Raw genomic sequence first — 20,073 nt, 5'->3', positions numbered from 1 at the left:
TTTGGATTTCCTTTGTAAGTCCTTTATTTTGTTTTAGCGTTGCACTTAAAGTGTAAATTCAAGACATAAAATAAAAATCGGTACTTAGGATAGAAAAATTTCTATCAGTACCGAATATTATAGAACCAATAAAAGACAAATGGAGATATGGAAAATATTTCTGTTTGTCTTTTTTGATATATGGCTGAAGTAAAATAAAAAAAACAGCAATTGGGAGGGACAAGTGTAGCGGGCAGAATAAAATGCCGAAAATTTGGCAATTTTATTCCGCCTTTGGCATCAAGTTTAGGAAACTAAAAAAAGGTGAAAAAATGACGTCAAAGATCGTTGAAAAATTTCAAGTGAATTTTAACTGGCTGAGCTGTAAACTTTTTTAAAAAATATTTTGCCAGCAAAATTGCCTGAACAAAAAATTACCACGGTTCTTAAACGTGAGCTCGCCATGGGAATGCCTAAAGTAAAATTAGCATTGGGAACTAGTATTACTGAACAACTTTGTTATGAGTTTCAGTTAAACTTGGGCAAAATTGAGTCAGCTCAGATTGTTTTTACGATAGCAAATCAACAGGTAAATGTTTATTACTTTTCAAAAAACTGCAAAAGTCAAGTTTCAGTCTTGATTTAGCAAAAGTTATCAGAGGTGCAGAATTGTGAAGGTAATTCCAGTCAAACAAGCAGCAGCTATGATAAAACAGATTGTCAAAGCAAAAACTGATCAGCGTTTGGAACTGCTGACTAGAAAAAGGTCGATCAATAATAATTGAAATTGCGCGAAGTTATTTTCCAATTGAGTTTGCTTGTCCAATTGGCAGTTGGTCAGCAAGATACGTAATTCAAACTATTTTTAAACATAAACTTTCTCGAAACCATCAAGTATTGTTAATTACAGTTAGTAATATTATGTTGAACTTTTTTGACAAATTATTGCTGGCTATTTTTAAAAATTTGAAAAATCTCAGCAAGTTTTAATCAGAGTGGCTTGCTTTTTATTCAATAATTTTTGTAAACTAAATTCAAACAAAAAAATATTTTATAAATCAAGAAATGGTGGTTGTCATGAACAAAGTTACGATTATCGGCAGTTTGAATATTGATACGACCTTCAAAGTGTCTGATTTTCCCTTGCCTGGTGAAACGATCAAAGCTTTAAATAAAAGCAGTGCGGCTGGCGGCAAAGGTGCAAATCAGGCAGTTGCTGCCGCTAGATTGGGAGCGAAAACAACTTTTATCGGCAAAGTTGGTAATGACCAGCAAGGAAAATTTATGACCAAGGCCTTAAAGCACGAAGGAATCGACATTTCTGGCATCAAGATTGAGTCAACAGCGGGGACTGGCACAGCCGACATTTTATTAAATGAACGCGGTCAAAACTGCATTATTGTCTATGGTGGGGCAAATCAAACTTTGACAGTTGCGGATCTGGCTGGTCTTAGTCAGCAAATTGCTACTTCAGATTTTGTTGTAGCTCAATTTGAAACACCGCAAACAGCAACTGTTGCCGCTTTTAAAATTGCTAAAGCAGCCGGAAAAACGACAATTTTAAACCCGGCTCCAGCAAGTGAGCTTTCACCTGAGTTATTTAGTTTAACGGACATCATTGTTCCCAACGAATCTGAAAACCAAAAGCTCACGGGTATTAAAATCACTGATTTAAGCTCAATGAAAAAAAGTGCTGCTAAATTCGCGGGATTAGGTATTCCGAAAACGATCATAACGCTTGGCAGTCAAGGTGTTTTTTATGCAGCAGCTGGTCAAGCGGCTCAACTTGCGGCATTCAAAGTTAAAACGGTTGATCCGACGGCTGCTGGAGACACCTTTATTGGGGCTTTTGTAGCCAAGCTTTCACCGACGATGGAAAATTTTGTTGAGGCAATCAATTATGCGCAAAAAGCTAGTGCCTTAACTGTTCAACGTTTAGGAGCACAAGTCTCAATTCCAACTGTCGCACAAGTTAGCCAGATTTTTGACTTTTAAGACATGTGGTGTTCAAAAAACAAGTATCTTTAGTAAAAGATGTGTAACTTATAAACATATAATACGAGGAGGAAGTATCTTGTTACTAGTTTTAAACATTTTAGGGATCTTGGTTTGTATCGGTGTTGCATACATATTTTCAATTAATCGGCACCAAGTGCAATGGAAGTCAATTTTGATCGTAACGGCTTTGGAAATTTTTATGGCTTGGTTTTTAATTGCTTTCCCAGTTGGTCGGGCAATCGTTCAAGGTGCAGCAAGTGGCTTTGCTTGGTTAGTCGATATTGCTTTTGAAGGAATAAAGTTTGCCTTGGCAGATATGGTTTCAAAAGAATATGGTGGGACAGCAGTTTCAATGAACTTCTTGACCAGTGCTTTGATGCCGATCCTCTTAGTTGTGCCATTATTTGATATTTTAACTTATATTGGTTTCTTACCCTGGGTCATTAAATGGATCGGAAAATTTTTATCAGTCATCACCGGACAGCCTAAATTTGAGGCTTTCTTTTCAGTTGAAATGATGTTTTTAGGCAATACTGAAGTTTTAGCTGTTTCTAAGCAGCAATTAGATCATATGAGTCAGGAACGGAATTTAACGTTGGCTATGATGTCAATGAGTTGTGTGACAGCTTCGATTTTAGGCTCATATATGCAAATGATGCCGGGACAATTTGTCTTGACGGCGGTCCCGCTTAATATTTTAGGAGCAATCATAATTACGGGAATTTTAAATCCATTGCAGATCAGTCAAGCAGATGACGTGGTTTATGGTTCGCAAACTGACAATCATGAAAGAGAACCATTTTTCTCCTTCTTAGGTGACTCGATCCTGAATGCTGGTAAGTTGATTTTAATCATCTTATTTACCGTCATTTCGTTTGTTGCCTTAGCATCATTGGTCGATCATTTACTTGGCTTGACTGGTTTGAAATGGTTGTCGTTGGAAAATATTATGGGAGTCATTATGTTTCCATTTACTATTTTTATGGGCTTTGATCCAAGCCATGCTTTCGAGTTGGCCAGATACATGGGAACCAAATTAGTTACGAATGAATTTGTTGTTATGGGTGAGGTCTCTAAAGCAGTTATGGGTCATCATGGAATATTTGCCAGTGCCCATGCCCGTGCAGTTTTGACGGTCTTTTTGACGAGTTTTGCTAACTTTGGTACCTTAGGAATGATCATTGGAGCTTTTAAGGGCTTAGTTGAAAAGTCCAAAGTCGATTATATTTCAAATCAGGTACCAAGGATGCTGCTTTCAGGGATCTTAGTTTCAGCTTTATCAGCGACCGTAGCTGGGTTGTTTATTTGGTAAAAAGGAGGTCGTTCAGCAATGGAAAAAATGCCGTTGATCTTAGACATGGATCCAGGAGTTGATGATGCCGTTGCCTTAGCAGTGGCAGTTAATAATCCAGTATTTGATGTTAAGCTGATCACATCAGTTGCTGGGAATGTCAATGTGGATAAAACCACGCGCAATGAATTGAAACTGCTACAATTTCTTGATAAAACCGAGATCCCGGTTGCTCGTGGGGCAGCCCAGCCATTAAAGAAAAAATTTGAAGATGCTGCTTATATTCATGGGCAAAGCGGCTTGCCGGGCTATGATTTTCCATCGGTGACGCTCAAACCAGATCCACGCCCGGCAGTTAAGGCAATTTACCAGACGTTAAAGCAAGCGCCAGCTCCAATGACAATTGTGGCGACGGGAGCTTATACTAACATTGCCGAGTTATTGTTGAGATATCCGGAAATCAAAGCGCAAATTTCTCGTTTGATACTAATGGGCGGGTCAATTTCAGGTGGAAATGTTTCTTCGGTTGCCGAATTTAATATTTATACTGATCCAGATGCAGCCAAAATTGTTTACCAAAGCGGTTTGCCAATCGTGATGATTGGATTGGATGTAACTTTGCAAGCTTTAGTTACTTGGGAGACACTAAAGAAATTAGCAGCTCTCGGTAAAACTGGCACAATGCTCTATCAGTTGATCACCGCTTATCAAGACATTCATCCCAATGGCAAGCCACTGCATGACGTTAATACCATTTTTTATTTGCTGCATCCCGAGGCAATTGAAACTAAGAATTATCAGATTGATGTTGTCACTCAGGGCCCAGCAATTGGCGCAACCGTGGCTGATATTCAGAATCGCTGGAGTCATGGTCAAACAAATGCTAAAGTCGGAGTAAATATTGATGCCGATTATTTCAATCAGTGGCTGTTAGCAGAAGTTAGTCAAATGGTTAATTAAGATTTTGAGGAGGATCAAGATGGCTAAGAAAAAAATAATTTTAGATTTGGATACAGGGATTGATGATGCATTAGCAATTGCTTATGCGGTCGCCGATCCAGCCGTTGATTTGTTGGCAATTATTTGTTCATATGGCAATGTTTATGTAGAAAATGCGGTTACTAATTCATTGAAGATCTTAGAGCTGTTGCACGCCACCAATGTCAAAGTCTACCAAGGGCGATCTCATTCGGTCGAAAAAGCTAAGTTTGTCCGGATGCCAGTCAGTGCCCAGATTCATGGGGAAAATGGGATTGGTGAGATTGATTTGCCAAGTCCCAAAATGGCGCCAGCTCAAGGGGATGCTATTGATTTCTTTATTGAAGCTGTTAAAAAATATGGCAAGGACTTGATCCTTGTTCCAACTGGTCCACTGACTAATTTAGCTGCTGCCATCAAAAAATATCCAGCCTTGGTGGATCAAATCGGCAACATCACGATCATGGGCGGGGCTTTGACCGTTCCCGGCAATGTTACGAATGTGGCTGAAGCAAATATTCAACAAGATGCAACTTCAGCAGACCGAGTTTTTCGACAGGCAAAGTTGACACAGGTCGGATTGGATGTGACTTTACGGACGCTTTTAACCAAAAAAGAGACCCAGATTTGGCGTAGCTTAGGAACTAAAGCTGGTCGTGAATTTGCCGAGATGGTAGATTACTATATCAAAGCTTATGAAGTTACCAGCCCGGATCTTCATGGCTGTGCACTGCATGATCCATTTGCCGTTGGAGTGGCGATTGATCCAAGTTTTGTTCAGACCATTGATTTAAACATGTATGTGACAACGGATGAAAAATATTATGGCCGAACAATTGGTGATCCAGCGCGCCTCTCAGCTGCCGAGACAAATGTTAAAGTCGCAGTTAATGCGGATGTTGATCGTTATCTAAAAGCTTTTATGGAGCATTTGACAACCTTATTTAAAAAGAATTGATTAGAAAACCTGTCCTGAAGAGGGACGGGTTTTTTAGAATGCCAGTATCAAATATTATCGAACTAAAAATTTGAGTCCAACCGGGAAGCTCGGTTAAACAAATTGCCAAAAAAAGACTTAGTTTGATCTAATCATTTGAAAGAAAAATATGAAATAGTTATGGAACTGGCGCTACTTCATTGAGTAAAGTTGCTTTTGCACAACTGAGAGGTGTTTTGGAAAGCTGACAGAAAATAGTCAAAGATACTGACAAAAGCGAGGAATTAGATACCTTTGAGTTTTTAATTGAGAACTAGGTCATGTTTGAAAAACACGATGCTGGATAGCAATCATAAATTTTTTCGTGTAAATGACGAGGGAGAAGCAACTTCTAAAAATAAAAAAAACTAATCTTTTATCAACAAGATCAGCTTAAAAAGTTTACCTGTAGCGTTAATAGTTTCTTTGATACAATAATAATAGAACATTAAAACTAACAAGTTTTTCTGCTACATATTTTAAGGCCCAAAGGATATTGCTTTGTTCCTCAACGTTACTTAAACGACAAATTTAACAAATTGATATTTTTATTGATAAATGTTACAGAAAAAGTTGCAAATATTAAAATCATGTGCTAAGATAATGTTGTTGAATGAGTTGAACAAAAATTCATCAATAAAAAATGTATCCACTAACTAAACAGCAAAAAATTATAAAGGAGTTATTCACAATGAAAATTTCAATTTTTGGCAAGGGCAATATGGGTCAGGCAATCGGCAAGAACTTTGAACTAGCAGGCAACACGGTTTCTTATTATGATGATCAGAATCATGCCGAGACTTTAGATGATATCGTAGTTATGGCTGTTCCTTACCCAGCTTTAGCAAGTTTGGTAAAAGAATACGCTGACCAATTTGCTGGCAAGCTTGTTGTTGATATTACTAACCCACTTGACTTTGATACTTGGGATTCATTAGTTGTTCCTGCTGATAGCTCAGCTGCACAAGAACTTCAGCAATTATTACCAAACAGTACTGTTTTGAAAGCCTTCAATACAACTTTTGCGGCAACTTTGCAGAGCGGCAAAGTTGGTGGTACAGCGACAACAACTGTTTTAGTTGCTGGAGATGACGATGCTGCTAAACAGACTTTCAAAGCTGCTTTGGCTGGCAGCCCATTAAATGTTTTGGATGCTGGTAAATTAAAGCGGGCACGCGAGCTGGAGGCAACTGGCTTTTTGCAAATGACTTTGGCTGCTAGCGAACAGATTGGCTGGACCGGCGGCTTTGGCGTAATCAAATAATTTCAGTAATTAAAAAATGGTTAAATAAAACAAGTTCATTGTCGAAGATGACGGCAGTGAACTTGTTTTATTTTAAACTGAGCTAAATTGGTCCGGACATTAATCATGCTAATTGGCCTGAAAATTGTTAAACTAATCGAGTAAGCTTAGCAGCAGAGGGTGAAAAAATGAGATTATGGCATCAAGACTTACTAACTAAATTGCCACGTCAGCAATTGTTGGGTCAGCACCGGGAGTTGGCAGCCTTGCGTGGCAATGGCTGGGGCAAAAAACACGCGACGGTAGCATACATTTTCAACTATTCGCCCTACAAATTGTACCAGTTCCATTTGTTAGTCCTCCAAGAAATGCAACGGCGCGGTTATCAACCTGACCTCAAGTGGCTAGATTCCAATTATCGTGGTCAGCACTGTGCCCCTTACCAAGAATTACCGGTGTGCACTTTGAGCGAACCAATTTATCCTGAGCATGATCAGGACTATTTGCAGGACTGTTTAGAGAACTTAAAACAAAAAGGAATCGATTTATCAACCAATAGCCGATTAGACTAATACTCGCTGAGAGCTAGCTTGATGGGTTGTGATCAATGGTCATACCGGCTAGACCAGTTTTTTGAGTGAATTTGCTGTTGATCGGCCATGACTGCAAGATAGCCGCCACACCGATGCCGTCACCGACAATCAATTCTTCAATTAGGCTTAACTTGGCTCTAAACTGCAGGATGGCAAAATTGTCGCTGTTGGGGCATTGCTCCAGCAAGTGCCGACCAAGTAAGAATGTTGTGATCTGACGATGCCAACCAGGAAAAAGACCAGCAACTCTGGCCAGAAGTGAGAAACATGGCTCAATCGTTTTATTTCAGCTGAATTAGTTGCGACTTCCATTTTTAATTAGCAATATGCTATTCAGACATCACTTATTGCTAATTTGTAAAACAACAAAATTAAGTTTAACATTCACAAAAAGGCTTAAATAATTATTTCAGTTAAGTATTTTTGGAAAACCAACTTATAAGCTCTGAAAAAATTGAAATAGCAAATTTTATTTAATTGGCCAGAATAATAATTGTTTAGGCCAGTTTGTTAATTAACAAAATTGATCATAAGTGGTGGGCTTGGGCTCTTATTGATTAGTGATTTGTTTAACAAATAACTTAAAAAAATGAAATTGCAGGTTTTAGATTATCTGAGTCAACTTGACTTTTTTTGTTAAAGGAATAGAATATAGTTGTAATATGTAAGCGGTTACAAATGTAAGCAAATGCTTTTAAGGAGGTCATCATTATGGAACAAAAAGATAAAGCATACGTGCTTTGGTTTGACGAGCTTCATCGTTCGGATGTTAATTTAGTTGGTGGAAAATCATCATCTTTAGGTGAGTTGACTTCATTAGGCGATATTCCCGTTCCATATGGATTTGCGACAACGGCTCATGCCTACCGCTATTTCATGCAAAAAACTGGTCTAAACGACCAAGTCAATAATTTATTGGAAAGTATCAAAGATTATGAGAACTCCGATGAATTACATGCGACCTGTACTAAGATTCGGCATTTAATTACCTCGGCGCAAATGCCAGCTGATTTGGCTCAAGAAATTGGTCAGTCTTATCAGAAACTGGCAGCAAAAATGGGGCAAAAAGATCCGTTTGTTGCGATTCGCTCAAGTGCGACCGCTGAGGATCTGCCGAATGCTTCGTTTGCTGGTCAGCAAGATTCGTATTTGAATATTCGGGGCTCAGCAGATGTCATTCAAAGAGTTCAGGAATGCTACGCGTCACTGTTTACCGATCGGGCAACTTATTATCGTCACAAACAAAACTTTCCGCATGAGAAGGTTGCTTTGTCAGCCGCAGTCCAGATGATGGTCTTTTCTAAGAGCTCTGGCATCATGTTCAGTGTTAACGTGGCAACTGGTGATGATACTAAGGTCATCATTGATGGAATCTGGGGTTTAGGTGAATATATTGTTCAAGGGACCGTCACTCCAGATGATTTCTTGGTTGATAAGCAAACTATGAAAATCGTTTCCAAGACGATCAATGACAAAGATGTTGAATTAGTCCGTTTGCCAGATGGTGGGGTCGAAGAAAGAAAAGTTCCGGCTGAATTGGAAAAACAGCCAGTTTTAACAGATGATCAAGTAATTGAGCTGGCTGGTTATGCGAAAAAAATCGAAGACCATTATGGCTGCTATATGGATATGGAATTTGCTTTGGACAAGAATACCAATAAGCTCTGGCTGGTTCAAGCACGGCCAGAAACAGTTTGGTCACAGCTCAAGAAGAAGGCAGCAGCCAAGGCTCAAGCAAAAGATCAACAAACAGCTGATCTTGGGGATGCCAAAGTGATCACTCGGGGCTTGCCGGCGAGCCCAGGCGTTGCTGCTGGCAAAGTACATGTGATTGACAGCCCAGATCATATCGATGAATTCAAACAAGGCGAAATCCTGGTCACTTTGATGACTTCGCCAGATTGGGTGCCAGCAATGAAGAAAGCCGCAGCTATTGTTACCAATAACGGTGGTATGACCTGTCATGCGGCCATTGTTTCGCGGGAAATGCAAATTCCGTGTATCGTCGGCACCAAGAGTCGGGGTGCTGCTGCTACTGATGTCCTTAAGAGCGGCGATATCATTACGGTCGATGCTAAAAATGGCGTTGTCTACCAAGGCAATGTAGCTGCAGTTACCTCACCAGCCAAAGCAACGGTTGTTCCAACAGCGGCGGCAGAGTATTTTGCTCCAACAGCCACTGGCGTCATGATGAATCTCGGTAATCCGGACTTGGCTGAAGAATACGCTAACTTGCCGGCTGATGGAATTGGTCTAATGCGCGAGGAATTCTTGTGGACGACTTATATCCACCAGCATCCGCTTTATCTGATCGAGCAGGGACATCCGGAAGAAGTGGTTGACAAACTGGCCGAAGGGATTAGTAAAGTTGCGCGGGCAATGGCACCGCGGCCGGTGATCCTGCGCTTTTCTGATTTCAAGTCGAGCGAATATCGTAACTTGAAGGGCGGAGATAAATATGAACCCCATGAACCATCGGATCTATTAGGCTGGCGTGGAGCGTCACGTTACTACGATCCTAAATATGTTGAAGCCTTCAAGCTAGAATTGGCAGCCGTCAAGAAGGTTCGCGATGATTTTGGCCTTAAGAACTTGAACGTAATGATTCCATTTGTCAGAACAGTTGCCGAAGCTCAAAAGGTCACCGACTTAATGGCTGCCAATGGCCTGCAGCGCAATGCCGACTTTAAAGTTTATATGATGGCTGAAATTCCAAGCAACATCATATTGGCAGATAAATTCAATCATTTTATTGATGGCTACTCAATTGGCTCCAACGATCTGACCATGTTGCTGCTGGGATGTGATCGGAATAATGATACTGTTTCAGCTTTGTTTGATGAGCGGAATCTGGCAATTAAACGGGCGATCCGGCATTTGATCAAAGTCGCTCACCAGGATGGTAAGACAGTCTCGATTTGTGGACAAACACCATCTGAGTATCCAGAATTCACTAATTTCCTAATTCAAAGCGGCATTGATTATGTCTCGGTCAATCCCGATATGGTTAAAGCAACCAAGCATAACGTAGCACATTTTGAACAGCGGATCATGCTTGATCATGCAACTGGTAAAGGCCGTCAAGACCTTGAAGACTATCAATGGTAGGCTAAAATTTACTGATTAACTTAGATTTTTGTAATTTCCAAGTGCTTTTAGTTTTGATTTTATAGTTCTCCCCCTCAATTAAAGAAGCTGTCCAGACTAAACAAGTCTGGACAGCTTCTTGCATTTTATTCATAAAACTTTATCTAAGCTGTAGTCAAACAATCAAAGTTTTAAAGCAGCTGATTTATTCGAGTTTTAATGGCTTGGAAATCGTAACCATCTGTTCACGCTTGTTGATGGTTATTTTCAAAACATTTATCTTTTTGTGTCAACAGTTTTCCATAATCGGTACGAAAGCTCACAAAATTAATTCCACTGGTTTTGATTAGTTGAAAATTGATTTTTCCTTGCCATTCTGAAAGGCTGATTATCGGTGTCATTTTTTGTCATCCTTAATCTTTGGCGGTTCTTTAAGTTGGAGCAAAACTGCTTTTAATTTGACTGGCAAAGGCAGCCCAAGTTTGGCAGTGTTTTCCAGCAGTGAAAGGCCTTCATTTGAAAGATAAAAGCAAATGGTGGCATTTTTCAAACTTGAACCATGCTGCAATAAATAAACATCCAATAAATTAGCGCAGCCAACTAACATTAAAATCAGCAGCTTACGGGTCAGTCCCTTAAAACCGATTTCACTGGATATTTGTTTTTGGCTGATGGCATAGAATGAACCAGTCAAATAGTCAATCGTAATAAAAATTAGCAAGACATTTAACAGACCATTCATTTCTCCCCAAAACCAGCCGGCAAAAGCACCTAGCAGTGAGAACCATGAATTGACCGTTAAATTGTTGATAGATGGTGAGTACATAATTTTCCTCCTTTGAAATTAAAGTTATCAAGGTAAGTTGATGTACTTTAATAACGCACGGTGCTAGGCGAAAAGTCAAAAAAAGACTAATAATCATTTTCAACTTTGAAAATAATCATTAGTCTTTTGGATTGTCCCAATCAGGGTCATTGACTTGGCTAATTGGATAAACACGGTTATCAGCTTCATCATAAAGGCTGACAGGGAATCGTTGATTAACGTCGACGCGCAAATGGTAACCATATTTATCAAGGAATAATAATTCTTTGTCATCGACGCGAACAATTTTTCCAGGCAAGCGATGACCGTCGATTAGAATCTGCAGTTGTTCGGTGATTTCTAATTGATGTGAGCGATTAGTCTGTTTATCAGCAAAAGTCCACTTTCCTGTATATTGAGTTGGAGACGCAGCTTGCGGGTGAAAATTAAACAAATGCTGACCGGCCCATGAATTACGAAATAAATGACGTAAGGAGGCTCCTCGATTATAAAATTTGCTGCGAACCATCAAATACCCCTCCAATTTTATATTAAAAACCAATTAAATATTTCAAATATAATATACCATCTTTTAGTAGTAATAAGTAGAATGATGACTAAATTTAACCGGATATTGACATGATTGAAATTTAATAAGCTTTTTGTTAAAAACTTGTGATACAAATGTTGTAATTCAAAAAAATTGTGGGTTTGTTTGTTATAATGGAGAAAGAAATCTTCAATTACAAAGGGGGCATTTTAGGATGATCAAATTTGCAACAATCGGGACACATTGGATCACCAAACAATTTATTGAAGCTGCGCAGCAAGTTGGCTGGCAACTGACGGCAGTTTACTCACGACGACAAGTATCAGCGCAAAAGTTTGCTGATCAATTTGCTGGCTCGATTAAAACTTTTACGGAGCTTGATGAATTTTTAGCTAGTCAAGATTTTTCAGTTGTTTATTTGGCATCCCCTAATAGCTTGCATTTTGAACAGTCTCAACAAGCACTGTTGGCTGGCAAACATGTGATCGTTGAAAAACCAGCTTGTTCAAATCCAACTGAAATGAAGCAAATTATTAAAATCTTACGGCAGCATCCAGAACTTTATTACTTCGAAGCGGCTCGCCATTTTCATGAACCGCTGTTTCAGCAAGTGAAACAAGCAATCAAACAATTGCCGGTTTTACAAGGAGCTCATCTGACCTACGAAAAATATTCTTCAAGATATGATGCTTTTTTAGCTGGCCAAGAGCCAAATATTTTTTCGCTGGAGTTTTCTGGTGGAGCGTTGCAAGATTTAGGTGTTTACCTGGTTTACGCAGCTATCGCCTGGTTTGGTTATCCCCAAAGTGCTAGCTATCAGCCACAAAAATTGCGCAATGGTATCGATGGCCGCGGAATAGCAATTTTAGAATATCCCCATTTTCAAGTGATTTTGAAATTCGGTAAAACGACCAATTCTTATCTACCTAGTGAGATCTATGGATTAAAACAGACATTAGTTTTAGATAGTCCAGCTGAACTGCATGAATTAAAAATGGTTGCTGAGCGTGGAGATATTCAACAGCTTGCTCAATCATCGGCTGAGAATCCGATGGTTGCTGAAGTTAGGGATTTTGATCAGCTATTAAGCGATCCAACCAATTTAATTGCTAAACAAAAAATGGAAGACTGGCTGGCATTGGCAGTCCAGGTCAATCAATTGATGTATCAGCTGCGTCAAAGTGCTAAGCTTAGTTTTCCAGCAGATGAAAAATATATTTAAGTCAAGAGGTTATTATGGAAGTTAATGTAGCAAAAATGTATCATCAGTTAGGTTTTACCCAACCAGCTTTAATTCAGCAGCAGACTTTTTCGCCGCTGCTTACTGGAGAAAATGTTTTGGCATTAGCGCCAACTGGTTCGGGGAAAACCTTGGCCTATGTTTTACCGTTCTTAAGTAAAACCAGCGCCCGAGCTGGAACGCAATTATTGGTGATCACCGCTTCACAAGAATTGACGGCCCAGGTGACCGAAGTTATCAGAAAATGTTTAGTAAATTTGCAGCTGTCTTTGCATGTGACACCTTTGGGAGGTGGCGCAAATTTAAAGCGACAACAGGAAAAGTTAAAGCAGCATCCGGAAATCGTTGTTGGCACACCAGGAAGAATGCTTGAACTAGCAGAAAATAAAAAACTTAAACTACATCAGTTAAAATTTGCGGTACTGGATGAGGCAGATGCTTTGTTGACCGATGAAAAGCTCTCCGCTTGTCGGCAACTGTTGTCGCATGCGCCTGCCAAGATCCAATTGGCCTTTTTCTCGGCTACTGATAATCCAATTCTGCATGAATTACCGCGGTGGTTTGGTCAGCAGGTAAAACGGATTGATGTGCGTCAAAACGATCAAACTCAAGGTCACGTTGTGCATTATTATGTGACATTGCCGACTCGTAAGCGTTTTGATCTGTTACAAAAGCTGGGTCGAGAAACTGGTTTTAAAGGTTTGGTATTTTTCAATCAAGTAGCTGAGCTGGAGGAAGTTGCCAAGCGCTTGGAGTTTGGTCATGTGACTGTTGCACTTTTGGATAGTCAGCAACGCCAAACTCAACGACAGCAGGCAATTAAGAATTTTACCACCGGTGAAACGGCATTGCTGTTGGCCACTGACTTGGCTGCTCGTGGCTTGGATTTGCCAGCTCTACCGGTAGTCATTAATTATGATTTACCATTGACTTTAACTGCCTATATTCATCGTGTTGGAAGAACCGGACGGATGGGTAATTCAGGAACGGTGATCAATTTAGGAAATGAACGTTCGTTACGGCAACTGAAGCAGTTGTTACGTCCAGCTGGCTATCAGCTTGAGTTAGCTAAAATGTATTTTGGTCAAGTGACGCCTTTAACAGCCGTACCAGTATCCAAGTTGACATCTGCTAAACAATCAGCCGAGAAATTTGCACGCTTCAAAAAAGCTGCGCCGATCACGCTTAAAAAAGGCTCAAAAAAGAAACATAAGCAACGCTGGCGTGACCAAAAGAATAAAGGTAAACACAAGTCATAACAAACAGCTTTACAGTTTTAGGATATTGACATCAGCTAGACTAATTTTTATAATGAACTAGTTGCTGATAGTTTTGCGCTTGTAGCTCAGCAGGATAGAGCGACCGCCTCCTAAGCGGTAGGTCATCGGTTCGATTCCGATCAAGCGCACTCTTAAATTGGGAGTTGTAAACATTGTTTGTTTACAACTCTTTTGCTTTATTTTAATAAAAATGTTTTCTTTAAGAAAGAATTAGTTAATTTTTTTGGAGTAATATAATATTATAAATATAGCGAGGTGCAATTGTGAAAAAGATTAAAGTAATGACTATTTTTGGAACACGTCCTGAAGCAATCAAAATGGCACCAATCATTCATTTATTGCGAAAAAATCCGACTGAGTTTGAAACAGTTGTCACGTTGACTGGTCAGCACCGGGAAATGCTAGCACAAGTTATGCAGGCTTTTAAGCTACAAGCTGATTATGATTTGAAAATCATGCATCAAAACCAAACACTGAATGATATTACCACTGCGGTTTTACAAAAGCTGCCACCAATTTTGGCGAAGGAAAAACCAGATATCGTCTTGGTGCATGGTGATACAACGACGACTTTTGCTGCTAGTCTGGCAAGCTTTTATCAACAAATCACGATCGGTCATGTTGAAGCGGGCTTGAGGACTTGGGATAAATACTCACCTTTTCCCGAAGAAATGAATCGTCAATTGACAGATGTTTTAGCCGATCTTTACTTTGCACCGACTAATAAAAGCCGTCAAAATTTATTGCAGCAAGGAATAGCTCAGTCAAAGATTTTTGTGACTGGCAATACCGCAATTGATGCTTTAAAATTAACGGTCTCTAATAATTATCAACATGCAGCTTTGCAACAAATCAAAGCTGGTCACCACTTGATTTTATTGACGATGCATCGGCGAGAGAATCTTGGTCAGCCAATGAAAAATGTTTTCGCGGCGGTTAATCAAGTTTTACAAACTGATCCGCAGGTTGAGGTTATTTATCCAGTTCATTTGAATCCCAAAGTTCGTCAGTTGGCTCAAGCTGCATTTGCTGATAACCCGCGGGTACATTTAGTAGAACCTTTGGATGTTGTTGATTTTCATAATCTGTGTGCTCGCAGCTATTTTATTATGACTGATTCTGGCGGAGTTCAAGAAGAGGCACCGGCTTTGGGAAAACCGGTTTTGGTGTTGCGTGATACAACAGAACGACCTGAAGGAATCACAGCGGGGACTTTGCGCTTAGTGGGGACTAACCAGCAAACGGTCATCACGGCGATGCGTGAGTTGTTGCAGCCGGATTCAAAGACTTATCAACAAATGGCGACCGCGGTCAATCCATATGGGGATGGTCAGGCTGCCCAGCGAATTTTACAGGCAATCAAAGCTTATTTTGATCAGCGAATGACCCGGCCAGTTGATTGGCAAGGATAAAATTTAAAATTTCAACCAGAAAGGGAGCAATTTCAGTGGGGAAAGAAAAATTAGATCGTTTTGGATTTAAGACTGAAGAGCATGTTTTTCATCGTTATTTTCCACGCTATACCATTAGTTTGCATCATTATCCGGATGTATTTCGTTTAATCGAACAAAAACCTGATCCAGAAAATCCTAAAACAATTTCTTCTAATTTGAACATTGTATTTGCAATTGTCCGTTATCAAGAAATGGTTCAAGAATTAGTTGACCTGCAGGCAGTCAGTCGTTCAGGGGATGATGCAGAAGAGATTGAAAAAGAGGTTAAAATTCTGCGTACATTGATTGATCGGTTAGAACAGCTTAAATTTTCGATTGCCCATGATCCTGATGCAATCAAGCAGGATATAGAATTACAAGAAAAAGTATTAGAGCTAGATAACTTTCGTACGAAACACTAGTTATTAACTAATTTTTTAGTTAAATAGCAAAGTATTTTACAGTTTGGTTACAAAAGCCTATAATTCCAATTTAGAAGAATTGTAAAAATAGTAATTTATAAGAGGCGTAATTTTTATGGGCTTAAAAGAAGAATTAGTATGTCCAATGAATTTAAAGACTGACCAAAATGTACCGGTGATCATTACTCTCCATGGCATTGGATCAAATTTTTTTGATCTGCGGCCGTTGGTTTCCATTTTTGGTCCTTCTTTGATTGAACTTCATTTGCAAGGATCAATTGTATATGGTAGTGGATTTACATACTATATTCCTCGGTTCTATAAATTTTCAGAAAGCCAGTTGATTGGGAATGCGGCTGAAAAAATTTATTTGCAAATTAAACATGATCTGGAAGAAAACGATTTGCAAAACCACCCTTTGGCTGTAATTGGTTTTAGTCAGGGAGCAATTTTAGCAACAACTTTGTTGGCGTTTCATCCAAACTTTTTTTCGGCTGCAATTTTATTAAGTGGTAGGTTACCAAAATTTGTTGAAGAATGGTCCAGATTAAATTTGCTTCCCGGTCAAATTAAAACCAATATTTTTATTTCGCAAGGCGAAAAAGATCCAATATTTCCGCCTAGAACTGGTGAACATTTGGCAGCTTTTTTTGAGGAGTTCAGTAATCATGTTTCATATCAAAGCTATCCGATTGGACATACAATTTATTTAAAGACCATGCACGATGCTTTCGATTGGGCCCAACGTTTAAACTGGCAAAGTAACTGACGTTATTAAAATTTATTTTTAACCAGCAAAAAAGACATAACTCCTAAAAAGGGAATTATGTCTTTTTTGCTATTAATTCTTTTGAACAAGAATTTTGATTTTAATACCAACCGTATGTCTTCCAATGGTTAACAGCACCTTGCCAAGAACCATAACGACTCGTTACATATTGCGTAGCGACTTTTTCTTGGTTGGCAGCAGAGTAATCACCATTCAAATATGACTTAGAAAGCTGATATTTACCGTAGTAATTGCCATTATCTGCCGTATAAGAATTACCTGATTCACGAACAGCAATCCAAGCTTTTGCAGCACTTTCGCTAGCTGAGGTGCTAGTTACAGTTGTAGATGTGGTGCTGGCTGCCGGCGTAGTCGCGGTAGTACTTTGAGTAGTAGTATTGCTTGAAGCCGTCGCGCTGCTAGCAACCGAACTGCTTGAAGCCGTTGTGCTACTGTTAGCAGTTGTATCACTTGCAGTTGTTGTGCTAGTCGTATCACTTGTAGATGCTGTGCTGCTTGTCTGTGTAGCAGCACTATTAGTCCCATTAACGTTTAATTGCTGTCCAACATAGATCATATTAACGTTACTCAAATTGTTTTCAGTTTGAATATCAGAAACTGTTGTGCCGTATTCATGGGCAAGTTCGGAAACTGTATCTCCAGCCTTGACGTTTACGGTATCTGCATTAGCAGCTAGTGTTCCAGCTGTCATAATTCCAGTTACTGTTGCAGCCGATAACAAAATTTTCTTTATGTCCATCTGTAATTTTCACTCCTGTTTTTAATGACATGATTGCCCAGAATTTCTAAAACTTAAAATAGCAATCAACTTATCGAATCAACATTGCTTAGTATATCGACTAAATATAACAGGAAAATAGCAGATAAATTACTCTTCGGGGAATTTTTGTAATATTTAGCTGATTTTTGTAACAAAAGGGATTGAAAATTGGATTTTTTGAAAGCGTTTAATAAATATAAACGCCAATGAATCAGTAATTAGAGACTATAAATCTCAGAAAAGTATTGTCCAGAATTTTTTGGATGAATATTACTAAAAATTTGAAAAAAAGTATTTAAAAACAGTCAAAAATATATTTTTTTATTAGCATTTTCTTCAAAATTAAAGAAAAAAGCACCAAAATTACAAAATACATGATTTTTGTAATCTTTGTGATAAAGCTTTAAATGAAACGATGCTTTTTCAAATAATACCAGAGAATCAACATTAAAATTACCGTCAAAACAATGATTAAGATCCAAGCTAATGAGTACTTAGCCAATGGTAAAAAGACATTCATCCCATAAAATCCAGTAACAATCGTCGGAATAGTTAAGACTAGCGACCAGACAGTTAGAAATTTCATCGTATCGTTCAGGTTGTTATTCAATAAATTATTAGAAGTTGCCGTCAAGCGTTCAGTTACATCCAACGAGATTTTAGCCATTTGTTCGGCTTGTCTAGCTTCAATCAGTAATTTAATGATTGCTTTATGCTCAACTCGTTTTGCTTTGCCAGTTTCTTTAGCTTGAGCGATTTTTTCGAGCAGCATTAAGTTGGTTTGTGTGCCACTTAAAATATAGACAAAACTCTTTTCAATTTCAGCCAGGGCCAATAAATCCTGGTTTTGAATTTTTTGATCAAGGTTATCGACTAAGTTGCTTCTTTGATCATTGAGTTGTTCAATTACTTCATCGTAGTATTGAGTACCGGCAAATAAAGCTTCTAGGACAAATTTTGGGGAAGTCCAGTTGTGGTGTTGAGATAAAAGCTGTTTTAACTGACTGATCAACAGATTAAATTGTGGATTATGAAAAGTAAACAAATCTCCTTCTTTAACAATGAAAGTTAAAGGACTGATCGTAAAATGCATTGGTTGCTGTTGATTGGCTGCAGCTGATTTTGGCAGTGGCAAATTGAAAATGATCATCGAGGTTTGTTGATCAAGATCATTAATATAATGAGCCCGTTCATGACGGTCAGTCGCGTACTCAATACTTAACGGATCTAATTGATGATGCTTTAATAACATGCGTTTATCATTTTGGTCAAGATCAGTTACATCTAGCCAATTAAAAGGCTCAGTGGCACATTGTTTAATCATATTGAGCGGCTCCTTAATAAATTTTTTTATTTAACTATGGTAGAATTTTAGCATTTTTTTGGTATGCTTGATAAGTAGAAGAGTTCAAACATTAAAGAATTGGTCATTCAATTTATTTTTGGAGGTTGCAGCATGAAAAAAATTTTATTAGTCAATGCAGGCAGTTCGTCAGTTAAATGGAAATTATTTGCAGATGAAACACAAGAGCCACTGGCTTCGGGGTTGGTAGAACGCATCAAAATGCCAAATTCGATGATGACTACTAAATATCAGGGTAAAAAAATTATGGATCATTTTGATCAACTGACCTACGAAGCAGCAGCTGATTTGATTTTTAAAAAACTTAAGTCGTTGAAACTTGTTAATGATTTTGCAGAAATTTCAGCAGTTGGCCACCGAGTTGTCGCCGGCAGTACCAAATTTAAACAGGCTACCTTAATGACCGCGCAAAAAATTGCCGAGTTGAAAAAACTGGATGATTTTGCTCCTCTGCACAACCCCAACGAAGTTAAATATATTGAAATTTTCCAACAAATGCTGCCGCAAACACCACAGTACGCCGTGTTTGACAGCCAGTTTTTTACCAAACTGCCAGAAAGCAATGCCATCTACAGCTTGCCTTATGAAGACACTCAAAGACTTGGAATCCGACGTTATGGTGAACATGGAATCAGCCACGATTATATTTCCAGACGAACAGCCAAATTATTGGGTAAACCTTATGATCAATTAAAAATGATCACTTTGCATTTAGGCAGTGGTGCTTCAGTAGCCGCCGAAAAAAATGGTCGAGCTTTTGATACTTCAATGGGATTTGCTCCGTTGACCGGGGTAACGATGGGAACGCGTTCCGGCGATATTGATCCGTCGGTAATTCCTTATTTAATGAAAAAGCTTAATTGTTCAGTGGAAGCTGTGTTGAACATTTTGAACCAAAAATCGGGCTTGCTGGGAATTTCAGGGATTTCACCAGATATGCGTGATATTGAAGCAGCTAAGGATCACGATCAGCGTGCCCAATTAGCAATTGAAATTTTTGTCAACCGGATCATTAAATATGTTGGGGCTTACTATACTGAGTTAGCCGGTGTTGATGCTTTGGTTTTTGCTGGCGGGATTGGCGAAAATAATGCCGGCTTGCGGCAACAAATCGTCGCTGGATTATCAGTCCTTGGATTTAAGCTTGACGTCAGTTTAAATCGGCAGCAAACAGAAGGCGTGATTTCAGCCAGGGATTCAATTGCTAAAATCTTAGTTGTACCAACTAATGAAGAATTATCAATGGTCCAGCAGATCAAAAAAATTAAAGATTAAGCCACCAGCT

18 protein-coding genes and 1 tRNA gene are annotated in these 20,073 nt (G+C 39.0%); 14 read left to right on the top strand and 5 right to left on the bottom strand.

The annotated features are described in order from the left end of the window. Positions 1–1,056: 1,056 nt before the first annotated feature. The 7 genes from rbsK (at position 1,057) to ppsA (ending at position 10,166) form a co-directional block, all read left to right on the top strand. Positions 1,057–1,974: a ribokinase gene (rbsK, locus tag KH893_RS10620; protein ID WP_281166105.1), complete on the top strand. Its 918-nt coding sequence runs from the start codon at positions 1,057–1,059 to the stop codon at positions 1,972–1,974. A gap of 79 nt (positions 1,975–2,053) precedes the next feature. Continuing rightward, on the top strand, positions 2,054–3,289 hold the full coding sequence (locus KH893_RS10615; protein WP_281166104.1) for a NupC/NupG family nucleoside CNT transporter: 1,236 nt from the start codon (positions 2,054–2,056) through the stop codon (positions 3,287–3,289). Between the two features lie 18 nt (positions 3,290–3,307). Further along, entirely contained in the window at positions 3,308–4,228 is a 921-nt protein-coding gene (gene rihC / locus KH893_RS10610; RefSeq protein ID WP_281166103.1) for a ribonucleoside hydrolase RihC, read from the top strand. Between the two features lie 19 nt (positions 4,229–4,247). Beyond that, the gene (locus KH893_RS10605) at positions 4,248–5,204 is read left to right on the top strand and encodes a nucleoside hydrolase (protein WP_281166102.1); all 957 of its coding nucleotides are present in this window, start codon (positions 4,248–4,250) and stop codon (positions 5,202–5,204) included. A gap of 709 nt (positions 5,205–5,913) precedes the next feature. Further along, positions 5,914–6,486 (top strand): NADPH-dependent F420 reductase, encoded by a 573-nt coding sequence (locus KH893_RS10600; RefSeq protein ID WP_281166101.1) that lies wholly within the window; start codon positions 5,914–5,916, stop codon positions 6,484–6,486. 167 nt (positions 6,487–6,653) lie between these two features. Next, positions 6,654–7,037, top strand: coding sequence for a TIGR02328 family protein (locus KH893_RS10595; RefSeq protein ID WP_281166100.1), 384 nt, complete (start codon positions 6,654–6,656; stop codon positions 7,035–7,037). A gap of 732 nt (positions 7,038–7,769) precedes the next feature. Continuing rightward, positions 7,770–10,166, top strand: a complete 2,397-nt coding sequence (ppsA, locus tag KH893_RS10590; protein ID WP_281166099.1) for a phosphoenolpyruvate synthase — start codon at positions 7,770–7,772, stop codon at positions 10,164–10,166. A 224-nt stretch (positions 10,167–10,390) separates the two neighbouring features. On the opposite strand, the gene KH893_RS10585 is transcribed toward ppsA, so the two are convergent. The 3 genes from KH893_RS10585 to KH893_RS10575 all read right to left on the bottom strand — a co-directional run bounded on the left by KH893_RS10585 (position 10,391) and on the right by KH893_RS10575 (position 11,479). After that, complete coding sequence (locus tag KH893_RS10585; RefSeq protein WP_281166098.1) at positions 10,391–10,546, bottom strand: glycoside hydrolase family 25 domain-containing protein; 156 nt, start codon at positions 10,544–10,546, stop codon at positions 10,391–10,393. Continuing rightward, entirely contained in the window at positions 10,543–10,971 is a 429-nt protein-coding gene (locus tag KH893_RS10580; RefSeq protein WP_281166097.1) for a phage holin family protein, read from the bottom strand. The genes KH893_RS10585 and KH893_RS10580 overlap by 4 nt, the downstream gene beginning before the upstream one ends. A gap of 118 nt (positions 10,972–11,089) precedes the next feature. Next, positions 11,090–11,479 carry a DUF4828 domain-containing protein gene (locus tag KH893_RS10575; RefSeq protein ID WP_281166096.1) on the bottom strand — a complete coding sequence of 130 codons (390 nt, stop codon included), beginning with the start codon at positions 11,477–11,479 and terminating at the stop codon, positions 11,090–11,092. A gap of 235 nt (positions 11,480–11,714) precedes the next feature. Between KH893_RS10575 and KH893_RS10570 the strand changes: the two genes are divergently transcribed. The 6 genes from KH893_RS10570 (at position 11,715) to KH893_RS10545 (ending at position 16,644) form a co-directional block, all read left to right on the top strand. Further along, positions 11,715–12,722: a Gfo/Idh/MocA family protein gene (locus KH893_RS10570; protein ID WP_281166095.1), complete on the top strand. Its 1,008-nt coding sequence runs from the start codon at positions 11,715–11,717 to the stop codon at positions 12,720–12,722. A gap of 14 nt (positions 12,723–12,736) precedes the next feature. Then, positions 12,737–13,999: a DEAD/DEAH box helicase gene (locus tag KH893_RS10565; RefSeq protein ID WP_281166094.1), complete on the top strand. Its 1,263-nt coding sequence runs from the start codon at positions 12,737–12,739 to the stop codon at positions 13,997–13,999. 75 nt (positions 14,000–14,074) lie between these two features. Beyond that, positions 14,075–14,148 (top strand) — tRNA-Arg (locus KH893_RS10560). 135 nt (positions 14,149–14,283) lie between these two features. Next, positions 14,284–15,432, top strand: coding sequence for a non-hydrolyzing UDP-N-acetylglucosamine 2-epimerase (gene wecB / locus KH893_RS10555; protein ID WP_281166093.1), 1,149 nt, complete (start codon positions 14,284–14,286; stop codon positions 15,430–15,432). Between the two features lie 35 nt (positions 15,433–15,467). Then, positions 15,468–15,875, top strand: coding sequence for a hypothetical protein (locus tag KH893_RS10550; RefSeq protein WP_281166092.1), 408 nt, complete (start codon positions 15,468–15,470; stop codon positions 15,873–15,875). 115 nt (positions 15,876–15,990) lie between these two features. After that, positions 15,991–16,644, top strand: a complete 654-nt coding sequence (locus tag KH893_RS10545; protein WP_281166091.1) for an alpha/beta hydrolase — start codon at positions 15,991–15,993, stop codon at positions 16,642–16,644. A 100-nt stretch (positions 16,645–16,744) separates the two neighbouring features. Here KH893_RS10545 and apf read toward each other — a convergent pair whose 3' ends face one another. After that, positions 16,745–17,404, bottom strand: coding sequence for an aggregation-promoting factor (gene apf / locus KH893_RS10540; RefSeq protein ID WP_281166090.1), 660 nt, complete (start codon positions 17,402–17,404; stop codon positions 16,745–16,747). Positions 17,405–17,828: 424 nt separating this feature from the next. Beyond that, on the bottom strand, positions 17,829–18,749 hold the full coding sequence (locus tag KH893_RS10535; RefSeq protein WP_281166089.1) for a magnesium transporter CorA family protein: 921 nt from the start codon (positions 18,747–18,749) through the stop codon (positions 17,829–17,831). A gap of 132 nt (positions 18,750–18,881) precedes the next feature. Here KH893_RS10535 and KH893_RS10530 point away from each other — a divergent pair, with 132 nt between their 5' ends. Continuing rightward, complete coding sequence (locus tag KH893_RS10530; RefSeq protein WP_281166088.1) at positions 18,882–20,063, top strand: acetate/propionate family kinase; 1,182 nt, start codon at positions 18,882–18,884, stop codon at positions 20,061–20,063. Positions 20,064–20,073 lie beyond the last annotated feature (10 nt).

Source organism: Liquorilactobacillus sicerae, from assembly GCF_029916425.1.
Classification (GTDB): domain Bacteria; phylum Bacillota; class Bacilli; order Lactobacillales; family Lactobacillaceae; genus Liquorilactobacillus; species Liquorilactobacillus sicerae.
This window is presented reverse-complemented; position numbering and strand designations above follow the sequence as displayed.

Excerpts from the sequence above, each read along its gene's own strand:
- rbsK (WP_281166105.1), top strand. The coding sequence starts at position 1,057 with ATGAACAAAGTTACGATTATCGGCAGTTTGAATATTGATACGACCTTC.
- rihC (WP_281166103.1), top strand. The coding sequence starts at position 3,308 with ATGGAAAAAATGCCGTTGATCTTAGACATGGATCCAGGAGTTGATGAT.
- KH893_RS10605 (WP_281166102.1), top strand. The coding sequence starts at position 4,248 with ATGGCTAAGAAAAAAATAATTTTAGATTTGGATACAGGGATTGATGAT.
- KH893_RS10600 (WP_281166101.1), top strand. The coding sequence starts at position 5,914 with ATGAAAATTTCAATTTTTGGCAAGGGCAATATGGGTCAGGCAATCGGC.
- KH893_RS10595 (WP_281166100.1), top strand. The coding sequence starts at position 6,654 with ATGAGATTATGGCATCAAGACTTACTAACTAAATTGCCACGTCAGCAA.
- ppsA (WP_281166099.1), top strand. The coding sequence starts at position 7,770 with ATGGAACAAAAAGATAAAGCATACGTGCTTTGGTTTGACGAGCTTCAT.
- KH893_RS10585 (WP_281166098.1), bottom strand. The coding sequence starts at position 10,546 with ATGACACCGATAATCAGCCTTTCAGAATGGCAAGGAAAAATCAATTTT.
- KH893_RS10580 (WP_281166097.1), bottom strand. The coding sequence starts at position 10,971 with ATGTACTCACCATCTATCAACAATTTAACGGTCAATTCATGGTTCTCA.
- KH893_RS10575 (WP_281166096.1), bottom strand. The coding sequence starts at position 11,479 with ATGGTTCGCAGCAAATTTTATAATCGAGGAGCCTCCTTACGTCATTTA.
- KH893_RS10570 (WP_281166095.1), top strand. The coding sequence starts at position 11,715 with ATGATCAAATTTGCAACAATCGGGACACATTGGATCACCAAACAATTT.
- KH893_RS10565 (WP_281166094.1), top strand. The coding sequence starts at position 12,737 with ATGGAAGTTAATGTAGCAAAAATGTATCATCAGTTAGGTTTTACCCAA.
- KH893_RS10545 (WP_281166091.1), top strand. The coding sequence starts at position 15,991 with ATGGGCTTAAAAGAAGAATTAGTATGTCCAATGAATTTAAAGACTGAC.
- apf (WP_281166090.1), bottom strand. The coding sequence starts at position 17,404 with ATGGACATAAAGAAAATTTTGTTATCGGCTGCAACAGTAACTGGAATT.
- KH893_RS10535 (WP_281166089.1), bottom strand. The coding sequence starts at position 18,749 with ATGATTAAACAATGTGCCACTGAGCCTTTTAATTGGCTAGATGTAACT.
- KH893_RS10530 (WP_281166088.1), top strand. The coding sequence starts at position 18,882 with ATGAAAAAAATTTTATTAGTCAATGCAGGCAGTTCGTCAGTTAAATGG.